Source organism: Plantibacter sp. MDV22-iso1, assembly GCF_058408345.1.
The window spans coordinates 310,891-334,787 of record NZ_JBZVDY010000002.1 but is presented as its reverse complement, the minus strand read 5'-3'; the positions used below and the strand labels follow the sequence as shown (position 1 = coordinate 334,787).

General features: G+C 69.8%; 22 protein-coding genes. 14 read left to right on the top strand and 8 right to left on the bottom strand.

Annotated features, from left to right (window positions below):
* Positions 1-380: 380 nt before the first annotated feature.
* From AC4PMY_RS12155 to AC4PMY_RS12135, 5 genes are all read left to right on the top strand, one after another.
* The gene (locus tag AC4PMY_RS12155) at positions 381-2,447 is read left to right on the top strand and encodes an adenylate/guanylate cyclase domain-containing protein (protein ID WP_491622846.1); all 2,067 of its coding nucleotides are present in this window, start codon (positions 381-383) and stop codon (positions 2,445-2,447) included.
* Complete coding sequence (locus AC4PMY_RS12150) at positions 2,444-3,865, top strand: mechanosensitive ion channel domain-containing protein (protein ID WP_491622845.1); 1,422 nt, start codon at positions 2,444-2,446, stop codon at positions 3,863-3,865. The genes AC4PMY_RS12155 and AC4PMY_RS12150 overlap by 4 nt, the downstream gene beginning before the upstream one ends.
* Before the next feature lie 32 nt (positions 3,866-3,897).
* Positions 3,898-4,566 carry a GntR family transcriptional regulator gene (locus AC4PMY_RS12145; protein ID WP_194603750.1) on the top strand — a complete coding sequence of 223 codons (669 nt, stop codon included), beginning with the start codon at positions 3,898-3,900 and terminating at the stop codon, positions 4,564-4,566.
* 122 nt (positions 4,567-4,688) lie between these two features.
* Entirely contained in the window at positions 4,689-5,480 is a 792-nt protein-coding gene (locus tag AC4PMY_RS12140; RefSeq protein WP_121289094.1) for an aquaporin, read from the top strand.
* Positions 5,481-5,638: 158 nt separating this feature from the next.
* Positions 5,639-6,148, top strand: coding sequence for a hypothetical protein (locus tag AC4PMY_RS12135; protein WP_314139275.1), 510 nt, complete (start codon positions 5,639-5,641; stop codon positions 6,146-6,148).
* Positions 6,149-6,241: 93 nt separating this feature from the next.
* Here the strand turns inward: AC4PMY_RS12135 and AC4PMY_RS12130 are convergent, their stop codons facing one another.
* The 3 genes from AC4PMY_RS12130 to AC4PMY_RS12120 form a co-directional block, all read right to left on the bottom strand.
* Positions 6,242-6,451 (bottom strand): antitoxin, encoded by a 210-nt coding sequence (locus tag AC4PMY_RS12130; protein ID WP_064295701.1) that lies wholly within the window; start codon positions 6,449-6,451, stop codon positions 6,242-6,244.
* A gap of 116 nt (positions 6,452-6,567) precedes the next feature.
* Complete coding sequence (locus AC4PMY_RS12125) at positions 6,568-7,356, bottom strand: DUF305 domain-containing protein (protein ID WP_314139274.1); 789 nt, start codon at positions 7,354-7,356, stop codon at positions 6,568-6,570.
* A gap of 4 nt (positions 7,357-7,360) precedes the next feature.
* Positions 7,361-8,065: a thioredoxin-like domain-containing protein gene (locus tag AC4PMY_RS12120; protein ID WP_071258792.1), complete on the bottom strand. Its 705-nt coding sequence runs from the start codon at positions 8,063-8,065 to the stop codon at positions 7,361-7,363.
* Positions 8,066-8,230: 165 nt separating this feature from the next.
* Here AC4PMY_RS12120 and AC4PMY_RS12115 point away from each other — a divergent pair, with 165 nt between their 5' ends.
* Complete coding sequence (locus AC4PMY_RS12115; RefSeq protein ID WP_175117364.1) at positions 8,231-9,484, top strand: Nramp family divalent metal transporter; 1,254 nt, start codon at positions 8,231-8,233, stop codon at positions 9,482-9,484.
* Between the two features lie 51 nt (positions 9,485-9,535).
* On the opposite strand, the gene AC4PMY_RS12110 is transcribed toward AC4PMY_RS12115, so the two are convergent.
* Positions 9,536-10,213, bottom strand: a complete 678-nt coding sequence (locus AC4PMY_RS12110) for a metal-dependent transcriptional regulator (RefSeq protein ID WP_064295704.1) — start codon at positions 10,211-10,213, stop codon at positions 9,536-9,538.
* A gap of 170 nt (positions 10,214-10,383) precedes the next feature.
* Between AC4PMY_RS12110 and AC4PMY_RS12105 the strand changes: the two genes are divergently transcribed.
* The 6 genes from AC4PMY_RS12105 to AC4PMY_RS12080 all read left to right on the top strand — a co-directional run bounded on the left by AC4PMY_RS12105 (position 10,384) and on the right by AC4PMY_RS12080 (position 16,987).
* Positions 10,384-10,692 carry a hypothetical protein gene (locus tag AC4PMY_RS12105; protein ID WP_491622844.1) on the top strand — a complete coding sequence of 103 codons (309 nt, stop codon included), beginning with the start codon at positions 10,384-10,386 and terminating at the stop codon, positions 10,690-10,692.
* A 194-nt stretch (positions 10,693-10,886) separates the two neighbouring features.
* Positions 10,887-12,251, top strand: coding sequence for a cystathionine beta-synthase (locus AC4PMY_RS12100; protein WP_064295706.1), 1,365 nt, complete (start codon positions 10,887-10,889; stop codon positions 12,249-12,251).
* 132 nt (positions 12,252-12,383) lie between these two features.
* Positions 12,384-13,562 carry a cystathionine gamma-synthase gene (locus tag AC4PMY_RS12095; RefSeq protein WP_491622843.1) on the top strand — a complete coding sequence of 393 codons (1,179 nt, stop codon included), beginning with the start codon at positions 12,384-12,386 and terminating at the stop codon, positions 13,560-13,562.
* A gap of 160 nt (positions 13,563-13,722) precedes the next feature.
* Positions 13,723-15,228 carry an MFS transporter gene (locus AC4PMY_RS12090; protein WP_491622842.1) on the top strand — a complete coding sequence of 502 codons (1,506 nt, stop codon included), beginning with the start codon at positions 13,723-13,725 and terminating at the stop codon, positions 15,226-15,228.
* A gap of 188 nt (positions 15,229-15,416) precedes the next feature.
* Complete coding sequence (locus tag AC4PMY_RS12085; RefSeq protein ID WP_491622841.1) at positions 15,417-15,983, top strand: DUF1648 domain-containing protein; 567 nt, start codon at positions 15,417-15,419, stop codon at positions 15,981-15,983.
* A 116-nt stretch (positions 15,984-16,099) separates the two neighbouring features.
* Positions 16,100-16,987: a DarT ssDNA thymidine ADP-ribosyltransferase family protein gene (locus tag AC4PMY_RS12080; protein WP_491622840.1), complete on the top strand. Its 888-nt coding sequence runs from the start codon at positions 16,100-16,102 to the stop codon at positions 16,985-16,987.
* 120 nt (positions 16,988-17,107) lie between these two features.
* On the opposite strand, the gene AC4PMY_RS12075 is transcribed toward AC4PMY_RS12080, so the two are convergent.
* Genes AC4PMY_RS12075 through AC4PMY_RS12060 form a run of 4 tightly spaced genes read right to left on the bottom strand, consistent with a single transcriptional unit; the run spans position 17,108 to position 21,547 of the window.
* Positions 17,108-18,157: a LacI family DNA-binding transcriptional regulator gene (locus AC4PMY_RS12075; protein WP_121289112.1), complete on the bottom strand. Its 1,050-nt coding sequence runs from the start codon at positions 18,155-18,157 to the stop codon at positions 17,108-17,110.
* 59 nt (positions 18,158-18,216) lie between these two features.
* Entirely contained in the window at positions 18,217-19,197 is a 981-nt protein-coding gene (locus tag AC4PMY_RS12070) for a sugar phosphate isomerase/epimerase family protein (protein WP_491622839.1), read from the bottom strand.
* On the bottom strand, positions 19,194-20,381 hold the full coding sequence (locus AC4PMY_RS12065; protein ID WP_491622838.1) for a dihydrodipicolinate synthase family protein: 1,188 nt from the start codon (positions 20,379-20,381) through the stop codon (positions 19,194-19,196). Before AC4PMY_RS12065 ends, AC4PMY_RS12070 begins: the two co-directional genes overlap by 4 nt.
* Positions 20,378-21,547 carry a Gfo/Idh/MocA family protein gene (locus AC4PMY_RS12060; protein WP_491623088.1) on the bottom strand — a complete coding sequence of 390 codons (1,170 nt, stop codon included), beginning with the start codon at positions 21,545-21,547 and terminating at the stop codon, positions 20,378-20,380. The genes AC4PMY_RS12065 and AC4PMY_RS12060 overlap by 4 nt, the downstream gene beginning before the upstream one ends.
* 358 nt (positions 21,548-21,905) lie before the next feature.
* On the opposite strand from AC4PMY_RS12060, the gene AC4PMY_RS12055 reads away from it, so the two are divergent.
* On the top strand, positions 21,906-22,862 hold the full coding sequence (locus AC4PMY_RS12055) for a carbohydrate ABC transporter permease (protein WP_064295713.1): 957 nt from the start codon (positions 21,906-21,908) through the stop codon (positions 22,860-22,862).
* Entirely contained in the window at positions 22,855-23,781 is a 927-nt protein-coding gene (locus tag AC4PMY_RS12050) for a carbohydrate ABC transporter permease (RefSeq protein ID WP_079003233.1), read from the top strand. Before AC4PMY_RS12055 ends, AC4PMY_RS12050 begins: the two co-directional genes overlap by 8 nt.
* Positions 23,782-23,897: the final 116 nt, after the last annotated feature.

The window sequence follows — 23,897 nt, the reverse complement described above, 5'->3', positions numbered from 1 at the left end:
TCGAGACGGCAGGCGCTGCGACGTGTCGTCTGGACACGTCGACCGCGCGCACGGCGGTCCGGTCCGGCAATGTCCGGCCAGCGAAGAACCGCCGTCCGGCCATTGTGGGCGCGTGACACGTGTGGCTAGAGTGAGCGCCATCGTGACCCCCGAAGAAGGGGGACGCCCGCGCACCGCCGGATCGAGTAGGGGACTCGTCGATGACCGCAGCTGTGAACGCACCATCCGGGCCTCCGCCAGGTGACGGCACTCCGCCCGCGGAAGCCTCGACGACGGGTCCTCCGATCCCTCCAGCGCCGTCCTCGGTCGCGCGGTCCCGTAGGCTCGGGCGTCGTCGCTTCGGCCGCCCCGGCTTCAGCATCCAGTCGAAACTCCTGGTGATGCTGCTGCTGGTCAGCGTGGGGGCGTCGGTGGTGACCGGCATCGTCGGGTACCTCTCCGGCAGCGAATCCCTCCGACAGGCGTCGTTCGAGCGGCTGACCGAGTTGCGCGAGTCGCGTGCCCGCGAGATCACCAACTACTACCGCCAGACGGCGGACTCGCTCGTCGTCTACACCCGCGGCACGACCGTCGTCGATGCGATGAACCGGTACCACGACGCGTTCCAGGAGCTCGAGGAGCAGCCGGTCGAGCCGGCGCGAGCTGCGGAGGTCGACCGTTTCTACACGGACACCTTCGTCCCCGCGCTCAACGAACGGACCGGCGATACGGCGGATCCAGAGGCCTTCATCCCGACGAACCCGGCCCAGACCTACCTGCAGTCGGTCTACACGCCCACCGATCTCGACTACGACCAGGCGATCACGGTCGACGACGCCGGTGACGGGAGCACGTGGTCGGCCGTCAACGCGGCCTACAACGACTACTTCCGCGAGATCATCAACCGGTTCGGCTACGAGGACGCCCTCCTGATCGACGACGAGGGTGACGTCGTCTACAGCGCGTTCAAGGGACCGGACCTCGGGACCAACGTGCTGACGGGCCCGTACCAGGGTGGCGTCCTCGGCGACGGGTTCACGAAGGCCCTGCGGTCCAACGCGGTCGATTACACGGGCATCACCGACTTCGAGCGGTACCAGCCCTCGCTCAACGTCCCCACGCAGTGGATCTTCTCACCGGTCGGGCAGGATGGCCGCATCGACGGCGTCCTGGCGCTGCAGGTGCCCATCGAACAGATCAACTCGGTCATGACGAGTGGCGGGGAATGGAAGCAGGACGGCCTGGGCGAGACCGGCGAGACCTACCTCGCCGGACCCGATCAGCTGATGCGCTCGACGTCCCGACTGCTCATCGAGGACCCGAAGGCGTATCTCAAGCAGTCCGTCGCGGCCGGCACGCCACCGCAGGACGCGCAGCGCGCGGTCGACGTCAAGGGCACGATCGAGATCCAGCCGACCCGCACCCAGTCCGTGGAGCGGGCGCTCGCCGGGGAGACCGGCACGCTCATCGGTCGTGGTTACCTCGGTGGGGAGAACCTGACGGCGTACACACCACTCGACATCGACGGGCTCCAGTGGGTGCTCGTCGCGCGGATCGACGCGTCGGAGGCCTTCGCGCCGGTCACCGACTTCACGCGCAACCTCATCATCTCCGTGCTGGCGATCGTGGTCGTCGTGTCGTTGCTCTCGCTGTTGCTGGCGCAGGTGTTCGCACGCCCGGTGCGGTCCCTCGTCGGCGCGGTGCGGCGCGTGGCCGCCGGTGACTACAGCGTCGAGGTACCGGGAAACAGGCGTGACGAGTTCGGCGACCTGGGCGCGGCCTTCAACGACATGAGTCGCAGCCTCCGGGTGAAGCAGGAACTCATCGACGAGCAGCGCGCCGAGAACGAGAAGCTCCTGCTGACGCTCATGCCGGCCACGGTGGCGAAACGCTACAAGGAGGGCGAGGAGACCATCTCCGAGGTCCACCAGGACGTGTCGGTCATCTTCGCGGACCTCGTCGGGTTCGACGACCTCACCCGAGGCCTCGACCCGGAGCGCGAGCTGTCGATGCTCAACGCCCTCGTCCGCAGCTTCGACGAGGCCGCGGAGCGACTCGGGATCGAGCAGGTGCGGACGCTGCGGGAGGGCTACCTCGCGAGCTGTGGCCTCATCGTGCCCCGTGTCGACAACGTCCGCAGGACCCTCGACTTCGCGCTGGAGATGCGCACGATCGTCGAACGCTTCAACGCGCAACACCAGGCCGACCTGACGCTCCGGATCGGCGTGGACACGGGTGTCGTGACGAGTGGCCTCGTCGGTCGCACGAGTCTCGCCTACGACATGTGGGGTGACGCGGTCAGCCTCGCCAACCAGGTCCAATCGGTCTCCGGTCGGGCCGGGATCTTCGTCAGCCAGCGGGTGCGTGACCGCATGCAGGACACCGTCACCTTCGAGGCCGCCGGCACCGTGGAGACGCGCGGGGGTCCGCAGGCCGTCTGGCAGGTCGTGGCAGGGACGACGTCATGACGCAGGTGTGGCAGGAGGCGTGGTTCCCCTGGGCCGTCGCGCTCGCGGTCGGTGTCCCGGTCCTCCTCATCGTCCTCACCGAGGTGCTCGGCGCACTGACCCGGCGCGGGAACGCCGCGGCCAAGCCGGTACGACTCATGCGGAACTACGTCGTGCCGGTCGGCGCGGTGTTCGCACTCCTGGTGTTCGCTTCGCTGCGGGCGGACGACCTCATCTGGGTCCGGATCGTCGGAACGGTCCTCGGGTTCCTCGTGATCCTGCTCATCCTGTCGGCGTTCAACGTGGCGCTCTTCGCCAACGCGGAGGAGGGCTCGTGGCGTGACCGCATCCCGTCGATCTTCGTGGACCTCGCTCGGCTCGCGCTGATCCTCATCGGACTCGCCATCCTGTTCTCGTGGGTGTGGGGCGCCGACATCGGCGGCCTGGTCACCGCGCTCGGCGTCACCTCGATCGTGATCGGCCTCGCCCTCCAGAACGCGGTCGGCGGGGTCATCTCCGGACTGCTGCTGCTGTTCGAGCAGCCGTTCCGGCTCGGTGACTGGCTCGACACGGGGAGCGTCCGCGGTCGCGTGGTGGAGGTGAACTGGCGTGCGGTCCATCTCGACACCGGCAACGGCATCCAGATCGTCCCGAACTCCTCGCTCGCCGGGGCGTCGTTCACGAACCTCAGTCAGCCGGTCGGTGCCTACACCGCGAGCGTCGAGGTGACCTTCTCGACCGACGACCCGCCGGACGACGTGCTCCGGCTGCTCCGCGAGGTCGGATCGGGACTGCCGATGCTCGAGCCGGGGGACGTGGTGTCCGCCTCCTACCTCGGAGGCGCCAGATTCTCCGTCACCCTGCCCGTGTCCGGGCCGTCCACCGCCGACGCCGCCGTCGCCCTGTTCCGCGCCTGGCTCTGGTACGCCTCGCGCCGCCGTGGTCTCGCGCTCGACGGCGACGGCTCCGACCCGATCGCGACGCCGGAGCGCTTGCGAAGTGCCATCGCCGCCTTGGCACCGACCCTCCACGCGCGGGAGGAGGACTACGACGACCTCGCCCGGACGTGCACACTCGAGCGGTACGGGCCGGGGGAGACCATCCAGCAGGCGGGAACCATCCCCGGAGCGATGCGGTTCCTCGTCGAAGGCGGCGTCCATCTCGCCGTGCCGACGGCGGACGGGCTCATCACCTTCCAACGACTCGGCGTCGGCGACTTCATCGGTCAGACGGCGCTCACGAGGGAGGTCGCCATGGCCGCAGCGATCGCCGACGGGACGACCCTGGTCCTGCGGATGCCGCTGTCCACCATCGACCAGCTCGTGCGGAGCAAGCCTCGGCTGGCGCAGGAGATCGGCGCCTCCATCGACAACAAGCATCGGCAGGCGCAGGCGGCGCTCGCCGAGGCGGGGATCGTCCGCGGTACGATCGGCCGGTAGCCAGCAGCCGTCCCCAGCCGAACGAGGAACCGATGCCGAACCCCGATGGACCGTCCGGGTCGCGGCCGTCTCCCGCCGGCGAGTCCGTGACGGAGCGGATCCGCACGGCGATCTACGACGGGACGCTCGCCTCGGGCGAGCTGCTCATCGAGGCGGAACTCCGGGAGTGGCTCGACGCTCCGAGCGAGGAGATCGCCGCAGCACTCCGGGAACTCGAACGCGTCGGACTGGTCGAGACGGCACCGCAGCGGCACACCCGTGTCGCGCAGCCACGCGCCGAGGACCGGACAGCCGTGCTGCAGACCCTCGGAGCGCTCGTCAGCGGCGTCGTCCGGGTCACCGTTCCGACCTTGACCGCGGGGCAACGGGCCGAACTCCTCGCCTTCGTCGAACACACGATGACGACCGTGGCGGCTGAGGACGCGGATGCGCACGGCCGCTGCGTCTGGGGGCTCGTGGACCGGTTCCTGAAGCACTGCGAGAACCCGGTCCTCGTCTCCGCGACGAAGGACGTGATCGGCGCACTGATCTACCGTGTCTCGGCCACGCGCTCCGCGGCGACGGTCGACTGGTCGGATCTGCGCGTCGGGTACCCGCACCTCCGATCCGCCCTCGCCGCCGGTGACGCCGTCGGGGCCGAACTCGCGATCGAGCACATCTTCCGGCTTCAGGTTCCGCTCCACGACCTGGAGGTGCACTGAGCGTCGGCGCCATGCTGACCTCGGGGCTGTCGCCGGTGGGACGCGGGGCAATAGTCTGCTGATGACGCGGTGCTCGCCAGAGCTCCGCGTCCACGTCGTCACCTCGAGCGAGAAGAGCCCAGATGTCCTCCCCGGAAGTCCCACCCTCCGTCGAACCGACCACCGCGTCGCAACTCCTCGCAGAGCTGGCCGGCACCTTCCTGCTGGTCTTCGGTCTCGTCGGGACGGCGACCTTCTCCGCGTTCTTCGGCGAAGAGACGTCGAACCCCCTGGGCGTCGGCTTCCTCGGGGTGGCGATCGCCCTCGGCCTCTCGGTGACCATCGCCGCCTACGCGTTCGGCCCCGTCTCCGGCGGGCACTTCAACCCGGCGGTGACGCTCGGGCTGGCCGCCGCCGGTCGGTTCCCCTGGCGTGCGACGTGGACGTTCATCCTCGCGCAGCTCGTCGGAGCGTTCCTCGGCGCACTGGCGGTCTTCGGCCTCGCGGCCGGCGGCCCGGCAGGATTCCTCGACAAGGCCGTTGCGAGCGGCTTCGTCTCGAACGGCTTCGGTGAGCTCTCGCCCGGCGGATTCGGACTCGTCTCGGCGATCGTCATCGAGGTCGTCATCACCGCCCTCTTCCTGTACGTCATCCTGGGCGTCACGCACACCCGGGCCGCCGCTGGTTTCGCGCCGATCGCCATCGGTGGCACCCTCACCCTGTTCCTGTTGATCGCGATCCCGATCGACAACGGCTCGATCAACCCGGCGCGCTCCATCGCGACCGCCATCTTCGGCGGGGGCGACTGGCTCGCGCAGGTCTGGGTGTTCATCGTGTTCCCGATCATCGGCGCGCTGATCGCCGGATTCAGCTACCGGATCCTGTTCGAGGGGACCCGCCCGGCGGGTTCCCGACCGGTCGCGAACCGCAGCTGAGTCGTCTCCGGATCGCCCGCGCCCCGTCCGCCCTGGCTGGACGGGGTGCGTCGTTTCGGGCCGGCACCCCGCGAACGCGGGCAACCCGCATTGGGGGACGCGCTTTCCACGGGCACCGAGCATGCTTGAGGTTCGAGCGCCGGAACCTTGGAGGGGCGATGACGATGACCGAACGCGACGCCCCCACGACCGCGTGGGTGGGTCCGCTGCAGGATGGCGGCAGCATGCCCGATGCGCCGCTCCCACCGGACGTCGCCTGGGAGCTCCTCCGGGAAGCGCTGGTCGAGGATTTCATCGACGACCTCCCGCGTCCGGTCCGGACGGCGGAACTCGCGGCGCGGCTCCATGTGAGTCGAGCGTCCCTCATGACCAACATCCGTCGTGGCAATGTCGTCGCGAACCGCCGCGCCGGCCGATGGGAGATCGACACCGTCGCCAGCCGCACCTATCTGCGGTCGGCCATCCTCAGCCTCGGTGAACGTCGTCGCGCGCTGAGCGGTGTCGATGAGGACCGCTCCGCGACCGTGCAATTGACGCTCAGCGGGCGCGCGTCAGAAGTGCTCTCGGACCTCATGCAGGACACGCACCTGTCCGCCCCGGAACTCGTGGCCATCGCGCTCGACCGGTTCCGGAGCAACCCCGTCGACGGCGGCGTCGAGGGCCGCTGACCGGCACGGAGTGACGATCGACCGCTGACCGCCGCAGACGCGAACGGCCGGGCTCCCGTCGGGACCCGGCCGTCACGCGTCTCGAGCCGGGGACTACTCGTTCCCGACGGCCTTGTCCGCGGCGTCGCGAGCGCTGTCGATCTGCCCGTCGAACTTGCCGCCGGTGACCTTCTTGGCCGCGTCGGCCACGGTGCCGAGGAGCTTGTCGCTGATGTCCTCGGCCTGCTCGCTCTTCAGGGCGTCCTTGACCTTGTTGTCGTTCAGGAATTCCTGAGCCTTCTTGGTGATGTCGTCCAGTGCCATCCGTCGCTCCTGTTCATCGGGCCCGTTCGGGCGTCGGGATCATTCTTCGCCGTCAGTCGGTGTTCTGGCTAGCCCCTTGTCGGAGCCCGCAGGTCGTCCGGGCGGTCGACGGGGCGTCAGCCGGCGAGGTCGACCGGTCCGCCCCGGTCGTCGAGCATGCCGGTCATGAGCTCGATCTCCGCCTGCTGGCTCGCGATCACCGCGCGCGTGAAGGCCAGCGCGGTCGCGTTCGTGGTCCGCGGCTGCAACGCCTCGGCCATCTCGACCGCGCCGCGGTGATGGGCGATCATCAGGGTCAGGAACACCCGCTCGGCCTGGACCCCGGACGCCGCCGTCAGCTGGTCGATCTGGGCGGGTGTGGCGAGGCCCGGCATCGGATCGCCCGGGGTGTGGGTGGACCCGGGGGTCGCCGAGTCGCCGCCGTGCGCATGGCCGCTCGCACCCGAGAGCGTGGGGAGCGTCATCCACGTCATGTCCGGCTGCCGTGAGCCCTGCGGCAGGTTCCACTGGACGAGCCAGTCGTACAACTGCCCGGACTGCTGCGCCTGGGTGGTCGCGATGTCGTACGCGAGGGTGCGCACGTCGACCGCGTCCGTCCGGTCGCGGATGAGCATGGCGAGCTCGACACCCTGGTTGTGGTGCACCTGCATGTCGCGCGAGAAGCCCGCCTCGGCGCTCGTCGTGGTGGGTGTCGGGTCGGCGAGTGTACTGAGCCGACCGACCGAGAAACCGATCGCCGCAGCGACCATGATCGCGACGACGGCCATCGCGGCGATGACGACGCGGGTCCGGCTGGAGCCGTCGGGGGAGCCCTGCGCCTCCCAGGCGGCGAGTTCCTCGTCGGTCACACCGCCGTCGGCCGGTTCACCGGTCGCCGGGGCGTCGGGGGTGCTCGCCGGGGTCAACGGATCAGACCTTGCCGGGACCGTCGATCGCGCCCGTGCAGGCCGCGCCGGGCTCCGGGACGTTGTTGCTCTTCCAGAACTCCTCGAAGAAGTCGGCGATGCGCGCGTCGCTCGCGTTGTTGACCTGCAGCTGGGAGTTCCAGCCGCTCAGCACGATCGGGGAGGGGAGGTCGGACTTCGGCGACAGGATGACGTACGTGGTGGGGAGCAGCTCCTTGAGCTTCGTGAGCTCCGCGTCGCTGAGGGACGGGTCGTAGGTGACCCAGATCGCACCGTGCTCGAGGGAGTGGACCGCGTTCTCGTTGGTCTGCTCCTCGGTGTAGACGCCGCAGTTCAGCCAGTACTGGTTGTGCGGACCACCTGCCGGCGGGTTCTGCGGGTAGTCGACCGTGCCCTCGACGTGCTCCGAGGTGTTCTGGAACAGTTGCACGCCCGCGATGTCCTGGCCGGTGCCGGTGCCGCCGCCGGGGTAGCTGGCGTTCTTGGGCAGGGTGAGGACGACACTCGTGATGAGGACGGCGATGACGGCGACGCCGCCGACGACAGCGGCCCAGATCCCGATGCGGCGGTTGCGGTTCTTCCGCTTCTGCGCCTGCTTGAACGCCGCGACCTTGGCCTGACGCTGGGCTTCGCGCTCCTGCTTCACGCTCTGCTGCTTGACGGCGGGCGGGACGGGGGTGTTCTTGGGGCGATCTGCTGCGGGGGTCACGGGGGCCTCTCGAAAAGTTGTATGCGTAACTATCGAACCAGATGTGCTTCCGGGGGCCGTTCCGGCGCCTGACGATGTGCAGTCGATTCTCAGCCTCATCCAAGCAGACGGCGGGTGAAACCGAGAGTTAGAGTCCTCTAACAAATGTAGCTCGGTGTTGCTAACATGGCCGACGTGACCACCGACCTCGCTGCTCCGGCGACCCGCGCGCCCCGCGGACCGCGACTCCTGTTCCTGCTCGGACCCGCCTTCGTGGCGGCGATCGCCTACGTCGATCCCGGGAACGTCGCGGCGAACCTCACGGCGGGAGCCCAGTACGGCTACCTGCTGGTATGGGTGCTCGTCGCCGCGAACGCGATGGCCGTGCTCGTCCAGTACCTCTCCGCCAAGCTCGGCCTCGTCACCGGGCAGAGTCTGCCCGAGCTGCTCGGCTCACGACTGCGAACCGGGCCGCGTCGGCTCTACTGGGTGCAGGCGGAGCTCGTCGCCGCCGCGACTGACCTCGCCGAGGTGATCGGCGGTGCCGTGGCGCTCCACCTGCTGTTCGGCATCCCGCTCGTGCTCGGCGGCGTCATCGTCGGGGTCTTCTCGATCGTCCTCCTCGCCGTGCAGAACTGGTACGGCCAGCGGCACTTCGAGTTCGCGATCCTGACGCTCCTCGCCGTCATCGCCGTCGGCTTCCTCGCCGGCCTGTTCGTCAGTCCCGTCGACTGGGGTGCCGCGGCCGGAGGCCTCGTGCCACGGTTCGAGGGCACGGCGACGGTCCTGCTCGCGGCGAGCATGCTCGGTGCGACGGTCATGCCGCATGCGATCTACCTCCACTCCTCGCTCAGCAGGGACCGGCACGGCGTCCAGACGAGTGACGGTGCCATCCGTCGGCTCATCGTGGCGACCCGCTGGGACGTCGCGGCGGCGCTCGTCCTCGCCGGAGCGGTGAACATCGCGATGCTGCTGCTCGCGGCCGCGTCGCTCGGCGGTGTCGACGGGACGGACTCGATCGAGGGCGCGCACGCGGCGATCACCGCTGCGCTCGGGCCCGTCATCGGCGTGATCTTCGCCATCGGGCTGCTCGCCTCCGGGCTCGCCTCGACCTCGGTGGGCGCCTACGCGGGAGCGGCGATCATGGGCGGGCTCCTCAAAGTGCGCATCCCGTTGCTCGCCCGACGGGTGATCACCCTCATCCCGGCGCTCGCCATCCTGGCGGCGGGCATCGACCCGACCACCGCGCTCGTGCTGAGCCAGGTGTTCCTCAGCCTCGGCATCCCCTTCGCGCTCATCCCGCTCGTGCGCTACACGGGCGACCGGCGGATCATGGGGGTCCATGTCGACCAGCTCGCCACCCGGGTGTTCGCCTGGGTCGTGGTCGCGCTCATCGTCTCGCTGAACGTCGCGCTCATCGTGCTGACCTTCTTCGGGTGATCCGCCCGGCGGTTCATCCGCCCGAAGACGGGCGAGTGGAGCTGCCGGCGATCAGGCGACGACCGTCACCCAGACGGCATCGGCGGCGAGGCGACCGAGCGTGAGGCGCGTGCCGGTCGCGGTGAGCCGGAGTTCGAGTTCGCCCGCGAACGCACGGTGGTCGTCGACGCTCAGTTCGGTGTCGAGGACGATGCCGAGGCTGCTCAGGTGTCGGAGGGTCTCCGGGTCGGCGTCCGAGATGCGGCACACCGTCAACGGGCTGTCGGACGGAGCCTCGTTCAACCGGACCGCGTCCGGGCGGTGCGGGGTGCCGTCGGCGGAGGGGATCGGGTCGCCGTGCGGATCGCGGATCGGGTGGCCGAGCGCGGCGTCGATGCGCTCGATCATCGTGTCGCTCGCCGCGTGCTCGAGGATCTCCGCCTCGTCGTGGACCTCGTCCCAGCCGTAGCCGAGCATCTCGACGAGGAAGGTCTCGATGAGTCGGTGCCGCCGCACCATCGCGACCGCGTGCGCCTGCCCGGCGGGGGTGAGCTCGATGCTGCCGTAGGGCTCGTGCACGACGAGTCCCTGGGCGGCGAGTCGCTTCACCGCGTCGGAAGCGGTCGCGGGACGGACACCCATGCGATCCGCGAGCAGCTTGACGGTGGCCGACTCGTCGGCCCACTCGGACGTCGTCCAGATCGTCTTGAGGTAGTCCTGGGAGACGGCGGAGAGGCCGGAGACGGTCATGGCTCCAGTCTAGGGAGCAGGTGCGCGTCCATCATGCGTCCTTCGGCAGGCCACCGGGTGTTCACGCCCGCCTGGCAGAATGGGCTCCGGCACCCCCGAACAGGGCACCCGGCTGCTACGGTCGAGTCCTCGCACCCGCGAACACCGATCCATCCGACGAGAAGGGCCACGTGATGTCCCAGGCGCTGCGCACCTCGACCGCACGGCTCGGATCCGGCGCGCGTGCCACGCTCGAACTCGTCGTCGCCGCCATGGCGGGCGAAGGCCACCTGGAGGCACCCGGGGCGGACGGGACACCCCGTCGTCGCCCGGTCGAGCTCGTGTTGCGCCGGCTTCCGGCGCTCCTCGCGGTGCTGCTGCTCGCCGCGGTCGTGCTCACGGTCATCGGCGTCCTCATGGTGCTGACCCTCGCCGTCCGGCTGGTGTCCTCTGCTGTCTCGGCACTCGGTCCGCGGCCGCGACTCGTCGCGATCCACTGACGCCGGATCGGCCCCGTCATCCGGCTGCGTTCACTGCACTCGCCGGGTAGGGTGGTCTGCATGCGTCTCCGCCTGTCGTGTTCCTGCTGTCCCCGCTGAACCGTCCCTGCCGGGATGCCGCCTCAGCCGCCCCAGCCATCCGGTGACGCACGCGAGAGTCGTGCGGTGACGCACCACAGGAACAGATTGCAGACATGAACTACGCAGACTCCGTCCTCGATCTCATCGGGAACACGCCCCTCGTCAAGCTCAACCGGGTCACCGAGGGCATCGCGGCCACCGTGCTCGTCAAGGTGGAGTACCTCAACCCGGGCGGCTCCTCGAAGGACCGCATCGCGACGCGTATCATCGACGCCGCCGAGGCGTCGGGCGACCTCAAGCCGGGCGGCACGATCGTCGAGCCCACCTCCGGCAACACCGGCGTCGGCCTCGCCCTCGTCGCCCAGCAGCGCGGGTACCGCTGCGTGTTCGTCCTGCCCGACAAGGTCGGCGAGGACAAGCGGAACGTGCTCACCGCCTACGGTGCGGAGATCGTCGTCACGCCCACCTCCGTCGCTCCCGACAGCCCCGACTCCTACTACAGCGTGTCCGACCGCCTCACCGCCGAGATCCCGGGGGCGTTCAAGCCCAACCAGTACGCGAACCCGAACGGGCCGCGCAGCCACTACGAGTCGACCGGTCCCGAGATCTGGCGCGACACCGAGGGCGAGATCACCCACTTCGTCGCGGGCGTCGGCACCGGAGGCACCATCTCCGGCACGGGCAAGTACCTCAAGGAGGTCTCCGAGGGCGGCGTGCGCATCATCGGTGCAGACCCGGAGGGCTCGGTCTACTCCGGCGGCACCGGTCGCCCGTACCTCGTCGAGGGCGTCGGCGAGGACTTCTGGCCGACCGCCTACGACCCGTCCATCCCCGACGAGATCATCGCCGTCACCGACGCCGAGTCGTTCGCGATGACACGTCGCCTCGCCCGCGAGGAGGGACTGCTCGTGGGCGGCTCCAGCGGCATGGCGGTCCAGGCCGCTCTCGTCGCGGCGCGCGACCTCCCGGCGTCGGCCGTGGTCGTCGTCCTCCTGCCCGACGGCGGGCGTGGCTACCTCGGCAAGATCTTCAACGACTCCTGGCTGCAGTCCTACGGCTTCAGCGAGGTCGCCGACGACCGCACCGTGGGCGACATCCTCCGCGGCAAGGGCTCGGAGATGCCGGACCTCGTGCACGTGCACCCGAGCGACACCGTCCGCGACGTCGTCGACATCATGACCGAGTACGGCGTCTCCCAGCTCCCGGTGCTGAGCGCCGAGCCGCCCGTGGTGATGGGCGAGGTCGTCGGTGCGATCGACGAGGCGAGCCTCATGGACGCCGTCTTCAGCGGCGCGGCCAAGATGAACGACGCCGCGAGCGCGTTCGTCGGCGACCCGCTGCCGCTCATCGGCCTCGGTGAGTCCATCCCGGCGGCGCGCGCGGCGCTCGGTTCCGCCCCGGCGTTCCTCGTCACCGACGGCGGCAAGCCGATCGGCGTCATCACGCGGCACGACCTCCTCACCTACCTGGCGGGTTGAGCGTGGGCGGCATGCAGGTCGTGTGGGCGGAGTCAGGGCGATGTCCCGACCACGCCCGACCCCGGTGACCGGGCCAGTCCGACCGGTCGCCCACCCGACACCTCCCCGAATCCTGAACCGAAAGAGTCACCCATGAGCAAGCACGACCACGGCTTCGCCACCCGCAGCATCCACGCCGGACAGGAGTTCGACCCCACCACCGGGGCGATCATCCCGCCGATCTACCAGACGTCGACCTTCGTCCAGGACGGCGTGGGTGGGCTCCGCGGCGGCTACGAGTACAGCCGCTCCGCCAACCCGACCCGCACGGCGCTCGAGACGCAGCTCGCCGCCCTCGAAGGCGCGAAGCACGGCTTCTCCTTCGCCTCCGGCCTCGCCGCCGAGGACGCGCTCATCCGGACGGCGCTCCGCCCCGGCGACCACATCGTCATCGGCAACGACGTCTACGGCGGCACCTACCGGCTGATCAACCGGGTGCACGGCGCCTGGGGGATCGAGCACACGGTCGTGGACCTCGGCGACCTCGCGGCCGTCGAAGCGGCGATCATCCCGGGCCGCACGAAGCTGCTGTGGGTCGAGACGCCGAGCAACCCGCTCATGAAGATCAGCGACATCGCGGCCCTCGCGGCCCTCGCGCACCGCCACGAGATGCTCTCCGTGGTGGACAACACCTTCGCCTCGCCGGCGTTGCAGCAGCCGCTCTCGCTCGGGGCCGACATCGTCGTGCACTCGACGACCAAGTACCTCGGCGGACACTCCGACGTCCTCGGCGGCGCCATCATCATGAACGACGACGAGCTCGCCGAGCAGCTCGGCTTCGTGCAGTTCGCCGCCGGCGCGGTCTCGGCACCGCTCGACGCGTGGCTCACGACGCGTGGCATCAAGACCCTCGCGGTGCGCATGCGTCAGCACAGCGCGAACGCGCAGGCGATCGCGGAGTTCCTCGACGGCCACGCCGCCGTCGAGCGCGTCTACTACCCGGGCCTCGAGAGCCACCCCGGTCACGAGCTCGCCGCCCGCCAGATGTCCGGCTTCGGCGGCATGCTGTCGCTCGCGCTCGTCGGTGGCCCGGCTGCAGCCACGCGCCTGGTCGAGAAGACGAAGCTGTTCGCACTCGCCGAGTCGCTCGGCGGCGTCGAGTCGCTCATCGGCCTGCCGGCGCAGATGACGCACGCCTCGGTGAAGGGCACGGAGCTGGCTGTCCCCGAGAACGTCGTCCGGCTGTCGGTCGGCATCGAGGACGTCGCCGACCTCATCGCCGACCTCGACCGCGCGCTCGCGAAGGTCCTGAAGGCGAGCGCCAAGCACTAGCGGGCCGTTCCGGCTCGTTCGCAATTCAGGAAGGCAGCGGCGCGCCCCGCGCCGAACCCGTCGATCGGCGACGGCGCGCCGGGCACGTCCTGAATGGTGAACGGGCAGGGGTTCGTCAGCGCTTGACCTCAAGTCGCATTGAGGTTCTAGGCTCGGAATCGTGACCACAGCGACGACCCCCGAGCCCGCGACCGGAGCCGACCCGACACCCCGCGACCGCGGGATCTTCAGCCGCCGGTTCGTCCTCGTCACCATCGGTGCGTGCGCGCTCGTGTTCCTCGGCGCCTTCGAGTCCCTCGCCGTCACGACGATCATGCCGCTCGTGAGTGGCGAGCTCGGCGGCGAGCAGCTCTACGCGCTCGCCTTCGCCGGCCCGCTCGCCGTCAGCGTCATCGGCATGGTCGCCGCGGGCTCGGTGGCCGACCGTATCGGTCCGGTCCAGCCGCTGCTCGCCTCCGTCGTCCTGTTCCTCGTGGGTCTCCTCCTGGCCGGAACCGCGACCACCATGTGGGCCGTCGTCGCCGGACGCCTCGTCCAGAGCCTCGGTTCGGGAGCGATGACCGTCGCCCTGTACGTCCTCGTCGCCCGCATCTACCCACCGGCCCTGCACCCGCGGATCTTCGCCGGGTTCGCGGCCGCCTGGGTCGTCCCCTCCCTGATCGGGCCGTTCCTCGCCGGCGTGGTCGCCGAGCGGTTCAGCTGGCACTGGGTCTTCCTCGGCGTGGTCGGGCTCGTGGTCGTGGCGACGCTCCTCCTCCTTCCGGCGCTCCGGATGCTGCGCGCCGCAGCAACCGAACGCGCCGAGCGGCAGGCCGCCGAGCTGCAGTCGGCGGAGGACGGTGGCGAGGCGGCCACCGTCGCGCGGACGGGCGCGGAGCTGCGTCGGCTCGGGTGGGCGGTGCTCGTCGCGGCCGCGGTCCTCGCGGTCAACCTCTCGACGGAGTTCTCGGGATGGACCGCGTGGGCGCTGCCGATCGTCGGCGCGGTCGTCGCGATCCTCGCCCTCCGACCACTCATCCCGCTCGGCACGCTCACCGCGCGCCGAGGGCTCCCGACGGTCATCCTGGTGCGCGGACTGACCTCCGCCGCGTTCTTCGGCGCCGAGGTGTACGTGCCCTACCTGCTGACCCGCGAGCACGGGCTCACGCCGGCGCTCGCCGGACTCGCGCTCACCGGTGGAGCGATCGCGTGGTCGCTGTCGTCCTGGTTGCAGGGGCGCCTCGGGGACCGGCTGTCGAATGCGAACGCCGTGCAGATCGGGTCGTCACTCGTCACGGTCGCCGTCGCGATCGCCCTGTCCGCCGCCCTCGTCGGCCTGCCGCCGGTGGTACCGATCGTCGCCTGGGTGGTGAGTGGTGGCGGGATGGGCCTCATGTTCCCGCGACTCAGCGTGATGACGCTCGCCTACTCCGACGAGCGCTCGCAGGGGTTCAACAGTGCGGCGATGTCGATCGGCGACGCGATCGGCGGTGCCCTCGCGCTCGCGGCGACCGGGCTGGCGTTCACGGCGCTCGACGGCTCGGGGGCGTTCGCCGGGCTGAGCTGGATCGCTCCCGGCGGGGTCGCGTTCGCCGGATGCTTCGCGATCGCGCTGGTCGCCGGTGTCGCGGCGGTCGTCGTCGCGCGTCGGGTGAGCCGACCAGCGGAGCCAGGCGTGACCGGGTGAGCCGAGACACCGTCGCCTGGGTAGTGCTGCGGTGCGTGGGGGGTAGCGTCGCCCACGCATCGCTGCAGTGCCCAGGCGGCGCCGCGAGACACGGTGACAGCGTGCTGGGTATCGTTGATGACGATATGCCGGAACGCCGGGCGTCGGTGGCAGGTGCGCCGAGGGGCCTCGTGCGGATGAGGAGGATCGTGCAGGACCCGATGACCGCCTCCGCGGAACGGCCCGTTCGCCGGCCGCCGGTCTGGCCGCATCTCGTCGCACTCGTCATCGTCGCGGCGACGCTGGTCATCGGCCTGGTGGTGTATCCGTCTGCTCCTGATCCCATGCCGGTGCACTTCGACGCCGCGCTCCGGCCGGACGCCTGGGCGGACAAGCGTCTCGGCGGGTTCCTGCTCCCGGTCATCATCGCGGCCGCGGTCGTGGCGATCTTCTGGATCGTCGCCGCCTGCCTGCCGCTCGCCGGAACGACCCGATCGGACGACGGCCCCCACCCATCGGCCACTGCATCCGTGTGGTCGACGCAACTGTCGCCTCGACCTGAGGTGACGGCTGCCACGCTCGACGCCACCGTGCGACTGCTGGGGAATCTGACGATCGCGACCGCCGCGCTCATCGCCGTCGTCGCACTCACCACCTGGCTCGGCGTGCCCGCGTGGATGGCGCCCTGGCTGCTCCCGGTGCTGATGGCGGTGTTCTTCGGCTCGCTCGCCGTCTCGTGCGTCCGGGTGTTGCGGGCGCAGCGCGGTCTCGTTTGACGGCGCCAGCGTGCATGAGGGGTGCCGAAGCCGCGTACCCTTGATGCGTACGTCTCGGCTCGTCCCCCCAGTGACCCGCTCCTCGTGTCTCGGAGCCGGACTGCAGAAGGACTCTCTTGAGCGACGAATGCAAACACGGTTTCGACAACGGCCTCTGCGCGACCTGCTTCCCGCCGCCGCCCCGCGAGGTGCCGGTCGCTGAACCACCCGCTCCCAAGGTCCGTCGGTCGACGGTCGCTCCCTCGCTCCGCGAGCCGGCGCCGACCCGCGTGCGGACCGCGCCCACCGCGAAGACGGTGACGAAGGCGGCGGCCGCCCTGCCCGTCGTGCGCGTCGGCGAGCAGCGGCTGTACCACGTCACCCACATCCGCAACCTCGAGCGCATCCTCGAGACCGGCAGCATCCTGCCGGTGGCGTCACCGGCGCTCCCCGACGGGCCGGTCGTCGACATCGCCGCCGCGAGCCACCGCGAAGCGAGACGCACGATGGTCCTCGCCGGCACCGACGACCTCACGCCGGCCGACTTCGTCCCGTTCTTCCTGACCCCGGACGCCGACCTCTGGGCGGGCATCCGCGCGGGTGAGCACGACGTCCGTCTGTCCGCCGAGGCGCTCGCGTCATCGGTCAACGATTACGTGGTCCTCGTCACCACCATCGACGGCGCAGCCGTGCACCCGGGCGAGTTCGACGCCGACACCGGTCGGCCCTCCCGCGCGCGGGTCGTGGTCGCCGACGGTGACGCCTCCCATGTGCTCACGAGCATCGGCGCGAACGCGATGACCGCCGACCGCATGGTGCAGCGCTTCGCGACCGACGAGGACCCCGCGGCCCTCCGACGCGCCGAGGTGCTCGTCGCCGACGCCGTCCCGTTCGACCGCATCACCGTGATCGGCGTCGCGACGGTCAACGTCCGCGAGCACGTCAAGCGACTCGTCGCCGGCGCCGGCCACCGCACCAAGGTCGCCGCCTACACCCCCTGGTTCCAGGAGCACGTCGCCGACTAGGCGAAGCCTCACCGCGTTCACAATTCAGGACGCACCCGGCGAGCCGACCCCACCTCCACACCGGTTGCGGGCGGCTCGCCGTGGCGTTCCTGAATTGCGAACAGGACAGGACCGGACGGGTCAGGTGCGCGGCGGGGTGCTCTCGCGGAGGAGGACCGTCGCGCCGACGGGCTCCGTCGTCGAGCTGTCCGTCGCCGGGTCCAGCGCCAGCCGCACCGCGTGCTCGCCGACCGCCTCGAGCGGCACGGCGACCGTGGTGAGCGCGGGGGTGACGTCGCGGGAGGTGGCGATGTCGTCATACCCGGCGACCGCGAGGTCCTCGGGAAGTCGGAGTCCGGCCGCGCGGAACGCCGACATCGCGCCGATCGCCATCACGTCGTTGACGGCGAAGACCAGGTCGACGTCGTCGAGTCCCAGCTGTAGGAGCTCGGCCGCCCCCTGTCGCCCGCCGTCGCGGGTGAACTCGGCCCGGACGATCCTCGACGGGTGGATCGCGATGCCGTGTTCGGCCAAGCCCTCGGCGAACCCGCTCACGCGCTCCCGGGAGGTGAGCAGGCGATCGTCGCCGGCGATGACGGCGAAGCGGCGGTACCCGGCACCGACGAGCTCCCGGGCGAGCTCGCGGGCACCGGTCGCGTTGCCGAGCTGCACCGTTGCGAACGGGAGCGTCCGCTGCGAGACGAGGACGACGCGTCCGCCCGTGGACTCGTAGGCCGCGAGCTCATCCGACAGTCGGTGCTCCGAAGCGACCCCGTCCCAGCGACTACCCGTCAGGATGATGGCGCGTGGCCGTTGTCCGCGGAGCACCCGCACGAGTTCGAGTTCGCGCTCGTGGTCGCGGTGCGTGACGGCCATGGTCGTGGCGATGCGTTGCTCGTCGGCCGCGCGGATGGCCCCGGCCGCGATGGACGAGAAGTACGGGTCGGCGATGTCGCTGACGAGCAGCGAGATCGTCGACGACAGGCCCTTCGCGACGGCCTGAGCCGACAGGTTCGGCGTGTAGTTCAGCCGGAGTGCGGCGTCGAGGACCCGCCGACGGAACGTCTCGTTGACCGTCCGGGTGCTCCCGTTGAGCGCGCGCGACGCGGTGGCGAGGGAGACCCCCGCCTCACGGGCGACGTCGTGCAGCGTCGGTGGGACCGGCGTCGACCGGTGCTCGTCGACCGACATGGCGCTCCTTCGTACTGGCGGCTGCTGAGACACACTCTGCCACAGGGCGGCCGCGGCGATCAGGGGTGGTGGATCGCGTCGTCGTCGTGGTCGAGGTGCGGGACGACCGTCGCCTGGAACGCGTCGACGGTGCGATCCACCACCTGCTGGAACGGGCTGTCCCAGATGTCCTGGTTGAAGAGCTCGACCTCGATGTCACCCGTGTAGCCCGCCGCCTCGACGGCACGGGTGAGCGAGCCGAAGTCGACGACGCCGTCGCCCGGATAGTGCCGGGAGAGGAGGACGTCCGCGGCGAGCGGCGTCGCCCAGTCGCACGCCTGGTAGCTGGAGATCCGACCGGTCGCACCAGCGCGGTCGATCTGCTCGAGCACCTGCGGGTCCCACCAGATGTGGAAGGTGTCGACGACCACCCCGACGGCCTCCGGAGCGAACTGCTCGGCGATGTCGAGGGCCTGACCGAGGGTCGAGACGACCGCGCGGTCCGAGGCGTACATCGGATGCAACGGCTCGATGGCGAGCTGCACGCCGGACTCGAGGGCGTGGTCGGTGAGCTCACCGATCGCGTCGCGGACGAGTTCGCGGGCGCCGAGGAGGTCGCGGGACCCGGCCGGGAGGCCGCCGACCACGAGGACGAGGGCCGGAGCGCCAAGGGCGGCGGCCTCGTCGATCGCGGTCCGGTTGTCGTCGATCGACGTCCGACGAGCCGGACCCTCGGGCATGGTGAAGAAGCCACCACGGCACAGGCTCGAGACGTGCAGCCCGCTGTCCGTGAGCAGGCTCGCCGAGGCGGCGACGCCGTACTCCTGCACCGGCTCGCGCCAGGCGCCGAAGCTCGTGACACCGGCCGCGGTGACGGCCGCGACCGCCTCCGGGAGGGTGGCGTACTTGATCGTGGCCTGGTTGACCGAGAGTCGCGCGTGCGGGGTGGTGCTGCCGCCCGCCGGTCCCTGACCCTGTCCCGCCGGTCCCGGAGCTTGTCCCGCCGGTCCCTGACCCTGTCCCGCCGGTCCCTGAGCTTGTCGAAGGGCGGTGGTGCTCATCGGATTCCTCCCGCAGCGGTCAGCGTGCCGACGACACCGGCCGTGCGCAGCAGGCCCGTCCAGCGCTCGGCGGCGAGTTCCGGGTGTTCGAGCGCGCCGGCCGCGTCGGCGAGGCGCACGATCTCCGACAGGTGCGGCAGGCTCCGGGCTGCGTGCAGGCCGCCGACCATCGAGAACGCCGGCTGGTGACCGTTCAACCAACTGAGGAAGGCGATACCCGTCTTGTAGTAGTAGGTCGGCGCGGCGAAGATCTGGCGCGACAGGGCCTCGGTCGGTCGGAGGATCCGCTCGTAGGCGGCCGGGTCGCCGGCGTCGAGCGCCTGGATCGCGGCGGAGGCGGCCGGGGCGATCGCGGTGAACGCCCCGAGCAGAGCGTCGGAGTGTCCGACGGCGTCACCGGCGATGAGATCGACGTAGTTGAAGTCGTCCCCGGTGAACATCGTCGTGCCGGCCGGAAGACGACGCCGGACGGCGATCTCCGCATCGGCGTCGAGAAGACTCATCTTGACTCCGGCGACGTGGTCGACGTGGTCGGTCATGATGCGCAGCAGGGTGTCCGAGGCTTCGGCGACGTCGCTTGCGCCGAAGTAGCCCTCGAGGCTCGGGTCGAACGCCGTGCCGAGCCAGTGCAGGACCACGGGCGCCTGCGCCGCCGACAGGACCCGGTCGTAGACGCGACGGTAGTCGTCGGCGGACTGTGCGGCCCTCGCAAGGTGTCGGCTGGCCATGATCACGGTCCCGGCGCCCGCGTCCTCCGCGAACGCGAGTTGTCCGAGGTAGGCGTCGGCGACCGTGTCGAGTGAGACGGTCTCGTCGCTGAGGTGGTCGGTGTTGACACCGACGACGAGCGCACCGCCGACGGAGGCGGCCTCCGCGGCGCTCCGGGTGATCAGCTCGCGCGTGGCGGTGGTGTCGAGTCCCATGTTCCGCTGGGCGGTGTCCATCGCGTCCGCCACGCCGAGGCCGTACGACCACACGTGGTGGCGGTAGGCGAGCGTCGCGTCCCAGTCGAGCTCGGCCGGCGCACCCGGCACGTTCTCCGCCCAAGGCTTCGGGACGACGTGCGCGGCGGCGTAGGCGGTGCGGCTCGTCAGGGGAGTGGTCGGGCGCTCGGCCACGACGGGCTCGCGGAGCTCCAGCGCGGTGACCGTGCCGTCGGTCGAGAGCAGCGGGACGGACGTCATCGTGCGACCGAGCCCTCGAGCGATGCCAGCTCCTCGTCCGCGCCGGGGGTGTCGCTCGTGCCTCCGAGCGTCACCTCGGGCAGGTCGAGGCGGCGGCCGGTGCGCGAGCTCTCGAGGCCGAGCTCGGCGAGCAGGACGCCGCGCGCACCGGCGAGCAGGTCGTACTCGTAGGGGCCGTCCTCGACGACGTGGCGGAGGAACTCCTCCCACTGCGTCTTGAACCCGTTCTCGAACACGTCGTTCGTCGGCACGTCCTGCCAGTCGCTCGCGTAGTCGTGGTCGTCGGCGAGGTCGGGGTTCCACACCGGCTTCGGGGTGACGTTCCGCGGCTGCACCTTGCAGCCGAAGAGGCCCGCCACCGCGGAGCCATGCGTGCCGTCGACCTGGAACTGCACGAGCTCGTCGCGGTCGACGCGGACCGTCCAGCTGGAGTTGAGCTGGGCGATCACGCCGCCCTCGAGCTCGAAGACCCCGTAGGCGGCGTCGTCCGCGGTGGCCGCGTAGGCCTCGCCCCGCTCGTCGAAGCGTTCGGGGATGTGCGTCGTGGCCTTCGCGTACACGGACTCGACCCGACCGAAGAGGTTCTCGAGCACGTAGCTCCAGTGCGGGAACATGTCGACGACGATGCCGCCGCCGTCCTCGGCCCGGTAGTTCCAGCTCGGGCGCTGCGCCGGCTGCCAGTCGCCCTCGAACACCCAGTAGCCGAACTCGCCACGGACGGAGAGGATCCGACCGAAGAAGCCCGAGTCGATGAGGCGCTTGAGCTTGCGCAGCCCCGGCAGGTAGAGCTTGTCGTGCACGACGCCGTTCTTCACGCCCGCCTCGGCGGCGAGACGCGCGAGTTCCAACGCCTCCTCGAAGGACTCCGCCGTCGGCTTCTCCGTGTAGATGGTCTTGCCGGCCGCGATCGCCTTGCGCAGCGCTGTCGCGCGGACCTTCGTGACGAGGAAGTCGGCGTAGACGTCCCAGCGGGGGTCGGCGAGGACCGCGTCGAGGTCGGTCGAGGTGTGCTCGATGCCGTGCCGTGTGGCGAGCTCGTCCAGGGTCGCCTGGTTGCGGCCGACGAGGATCAACTCGATCTGGCGGCGCGTGCCGTCGGACAGCTGCACGCCGCCCTGCTCCTGGATGGCCAGCAGCGACCGCACGAGGTGCTGCCGGTAGCCCATGCGCCCGGTGGCGCCGTTGACGATGATCCCGATGGTCTGCTCTGACACGGTGGCTCTTCCTCTGGTTCGTGTTCCGGTCCCGGCGGCCGCGGCTCGTCCGGAAAGCGTTTACCGGGTCACTGTAGAACGGCGTGCGGGGCCAAGGCAAGGGTTCGAACCGATTCGGTCACAGGTGATCACGGATCGAACACGGATGCGGATTGAATCGTTGCATCGTCCGATGAGGCCGTGATAGAACTTGATGCAGCTCAGCCGGGAAACGCTTTCCGGGAAGTCATCAACGACGATCGACAAGGAGGTCCGACGTGGTCCGTGCAACTCCAGGAGCGCCCAGGACGACACTCGCGAGGGGTGTTCGGTGAGCGCGCTCGGCGAGCTCCGCAAGCTCAGCGCCGGCAAACGCCCGCAGACGGCGGCCGAGAAGGCCTTCATCAAGAAGGACAACCGCCGCGACAACAAGGCCGCCTACCTGTTCCTCCTCCCGTGGCTCATCGGACTCGCCGTCATCACCGTCGGCCCGATGGTCGCCTCGCTCGCCCTGTCCTTCACGAAGTACAACCTGCTGCAGGCGCCGAAGTTCATCGGCGTCGACAACTTCATCCGCATGATGGGCGACGAGCGGCTCCACAACTCGCTCGGCGTCACCTTCGTGTACGTCTTCGTATCGGTGCCGCTCCAGCTCGCCGCGGCACTGGCGCTGGCAGCCCTGCTCGACCGCGGTCTCCGTGGCCTCGCGATCTACCGGTCCGTGTACTACCTGCCGTCGCTCCTCGGCTCCTCCGTCGCCATCGCGGTGCTGTGGAAGCAGGTGTTCGGCGGCGAAGGCCTCGTGAACCAGTTCATCGCGATCTTCGGGATCGAGGGGCGCAGCTGGATCGCCGACCCCTCGACCGCCCTCTCGACCCTCATCACGCTCAACGTGTGGACCTTCGGCGCACCGATGGTGATCTTCCTCGCCGGCCTCCGCCAGATCCCCGTCATGTACCACGAGGCGGCGCAGATGGACGGCGCGACGAAGTGGCAGCGTTTCACCAAGATCACCCTGCCGCTGCTCACCCCGATCATCTTCTTCAACCTCGTGCTGCAGATCATCCACGCCTTCCAGGCCTTCACGCAGGCCTTCATCGTGTCGGGCGGAACGGGCGGCCCGGCCGACTCGACGCTGTTCTACACGCTGTACCTCTACAACCGCGGCTTCTCGAACTTCGACATGGGCTACGCCTCGGCCATGGCCTGGTTCCTGCTCCTCATCATCGGAGTCTTCACCGCGATCAACTTCTGGGCCTCGAAATACTGGGTGAACTACGATGACTGACACGCTGACAACACGGTCCATCACGACGGACAGCAAGAACCGCAGTCGCGAGGCCAAGGAGGCCGAACGCCAGTACCGCCGCGCTCGGGGCTGGTCGCCCTGGAAGTCGGTCCTGAAGCACATCGGCCTGATCCTCGTCGGCTTCATCATGCTCTACCCGGTGATCTGGCTCGTCGTCTCCTCGCTCCGCCCGACGGAGGAGATCTTCCGGAACCCCGGCATCGTCCTCGACAGCTTCGAGGTGAGCAACTACAGCGAGGGCTGGAACACCCTCTCGGAGCCGTTCCACGTCTTCCTGCTGAACTCCGTGCTCATCGTCCTCGGCTGCATCGTCGGCAACCTCGTGTCCTGCTCGATGGCCGCCTACGCCTTCGCCCGGCTGAAGTTCAGCGGTAAGCGCTGGTGGTTCGCGGCGATGCTCATGACGCTCATGCTGCCGATCCACGTCATCATCGTGCCGCAGTACATCATGTTCTCCCAGCTCGGCTTCGTGAACACGTACCTGCCGCTGATCCTGCCGAAGATCCTCGCGACCGACGCGTTCTTCGTCTTCCTCATGGTGCAGTTCATCCGCGGCATCCCGAAGGAACTCGACGAGGCGGCCCGCATCGACGGCTGCGGCCACCCCCGCATCTTCGGGGTCATCATCCTGCCGCTCATGGTGCCGGCGCTCGCGACGACCGCCATCTTCACCTTCATCTGGACCTGGAACGACTTCTTCAGTCAGCTCCTGTACCTGACGAAACCGGAGATGTACACGGTGCCGCTCGCACTCCGGGCGTTCATGGACGCACAGTCGTCCACCTCGTGGGGGCCGATGTTCGCGATGAGTGTCGTCTCGCTCCTGCCGATCTTCCTCGTCTTCCTGTTCGGTCAGCGGTTCCTGTTGAAGGGCATCGCGACGACCGGCGGCAAGTGAGGCCCGACCCACCGACCAGCACCACCGCAGCACCCGCACCAGACCACCAGCACCAGACCCAGCACCACCGGATCCAGCAGCTCCGGGTCCGGATCGATCGATTCGAAAGGGAACAG

What these genes read in the sequence shown, in the direction of transcription:
- AC4PMY_RS12070 (WP_491622839.1), bottom strand. Translation starts at nt 19,197, where the DNA reads ATGAGCACCACCGCCCTTCGACAAGCTCAGGGACCGGCGGGACAGGGT.
- AC4PMY_RS12110 (WP_064295704.1), bottom strand. Translation starts at nt 10,213, where the DNA reads ATGACCGTCTCCGGCCTCTCCGCCGTCTCCCAGGACTACCTCAAGACG.
- AC4PMY_RS12060 (WP_491623088.1), bottom strand. Translation starts at nt 21,547, where the DNA reads ATGGGCTACCGGCAGCACCTCGTGCGGTCGCTGCTGGCCATCCAGGAG.
- AC4PMY_RS12095 (WP_491622843.1), top strand. Translation starts at nt 12,384, where the DNA reads ATGAGCAAGCACGACCACGGCTTCGCCACCCGCAGCATCCACGCCGGA.
- AC4PMY_RS12100 (WP_064295706.1), top strand. Translation starts at nt 10,887, where the DNA reads ATGAACTACGCAGACTCCGTCCTCGATCTCATCGGGAACACGCCCCTC.
- AC4PMY_RS12155 (WP_491622846.1), top strand. Translation starts at nt 381, where the DNA reads ATGCTGCTGCTGGTCAGCGTGGGGGCGTCGGTGGTGACCGGCATCGTC.
- AC4PMY_RS12075 (WP_121289112.1), bottom strand. Translation starts at nt 18,157, where the DNA reads ATGTCGGTCGACGAGCACCGGTCGACGCCGGTCCCACCGACGCTGCAC.
- AC4PMY_RS12145 (WP_194603750.1), top strand. Translation starts at nt 3,898, where the DNA reads ATGCCGAACCCCGATGGACCGTCCGGGTCGCGGCCGTCTCCCGCCGGC.
- AC4PMY_RS12065 (WP_491622838.1), bottom strand. Translation starts at nt 20,381, where the DNA reads ATGACGTCCGTCCCGCTGCTCTCGACCGACGGCACGGTCACCGCGCTG.
- AC4PMY_RS12135 (WP_314139275.1), top strand. Translation starts at nt 5,639, where the DNA reads ATGACGATGACCGAACGCGACGCCCCCACGACCGCGTGGGTGGGTCCG.
- AC4PMY_RS12050 (WP_079003233.1), top strand. Translation starts at nt 22,855, where the DNA reads ATGACTGACACGCTGACAACACGGTCCATCACGACGGACAGCAAGAAC.
- AC4PMY_RS12150 (WP_491622845.1), top strand. Translation starts at nt 2,444, where the DNA reads ATGACGCAGGTGTGGCAGGAGGCGTGGTTCCCCTGGGCCGTCGCGCTC.
- AC4PMY_RS12130 (WP_064295701.1), bottom strand. Translation starts at nt 6,451, where the DNA reads ATGGCACTGGACGACATCACCAAGAAGGCTCAGGAATTCCTGAACGAC.
- AC4PMY_RS12115 (WP_175117364.1), top strand. Translation starts at nt 8,231, where the DNA reads ATGGCCGACGTGACCACCGACCTCGCTGCTCCGGCGACCCGCGCGCCC.
- AC4PMY_RS12140 (WP_121289094.1), top strand. Translation starts at nt 4,689, where the DNA reads ATGTCCTCCCCGGAAGTCCCACCCTCCGTCGAACCGACCACCGCGTCG.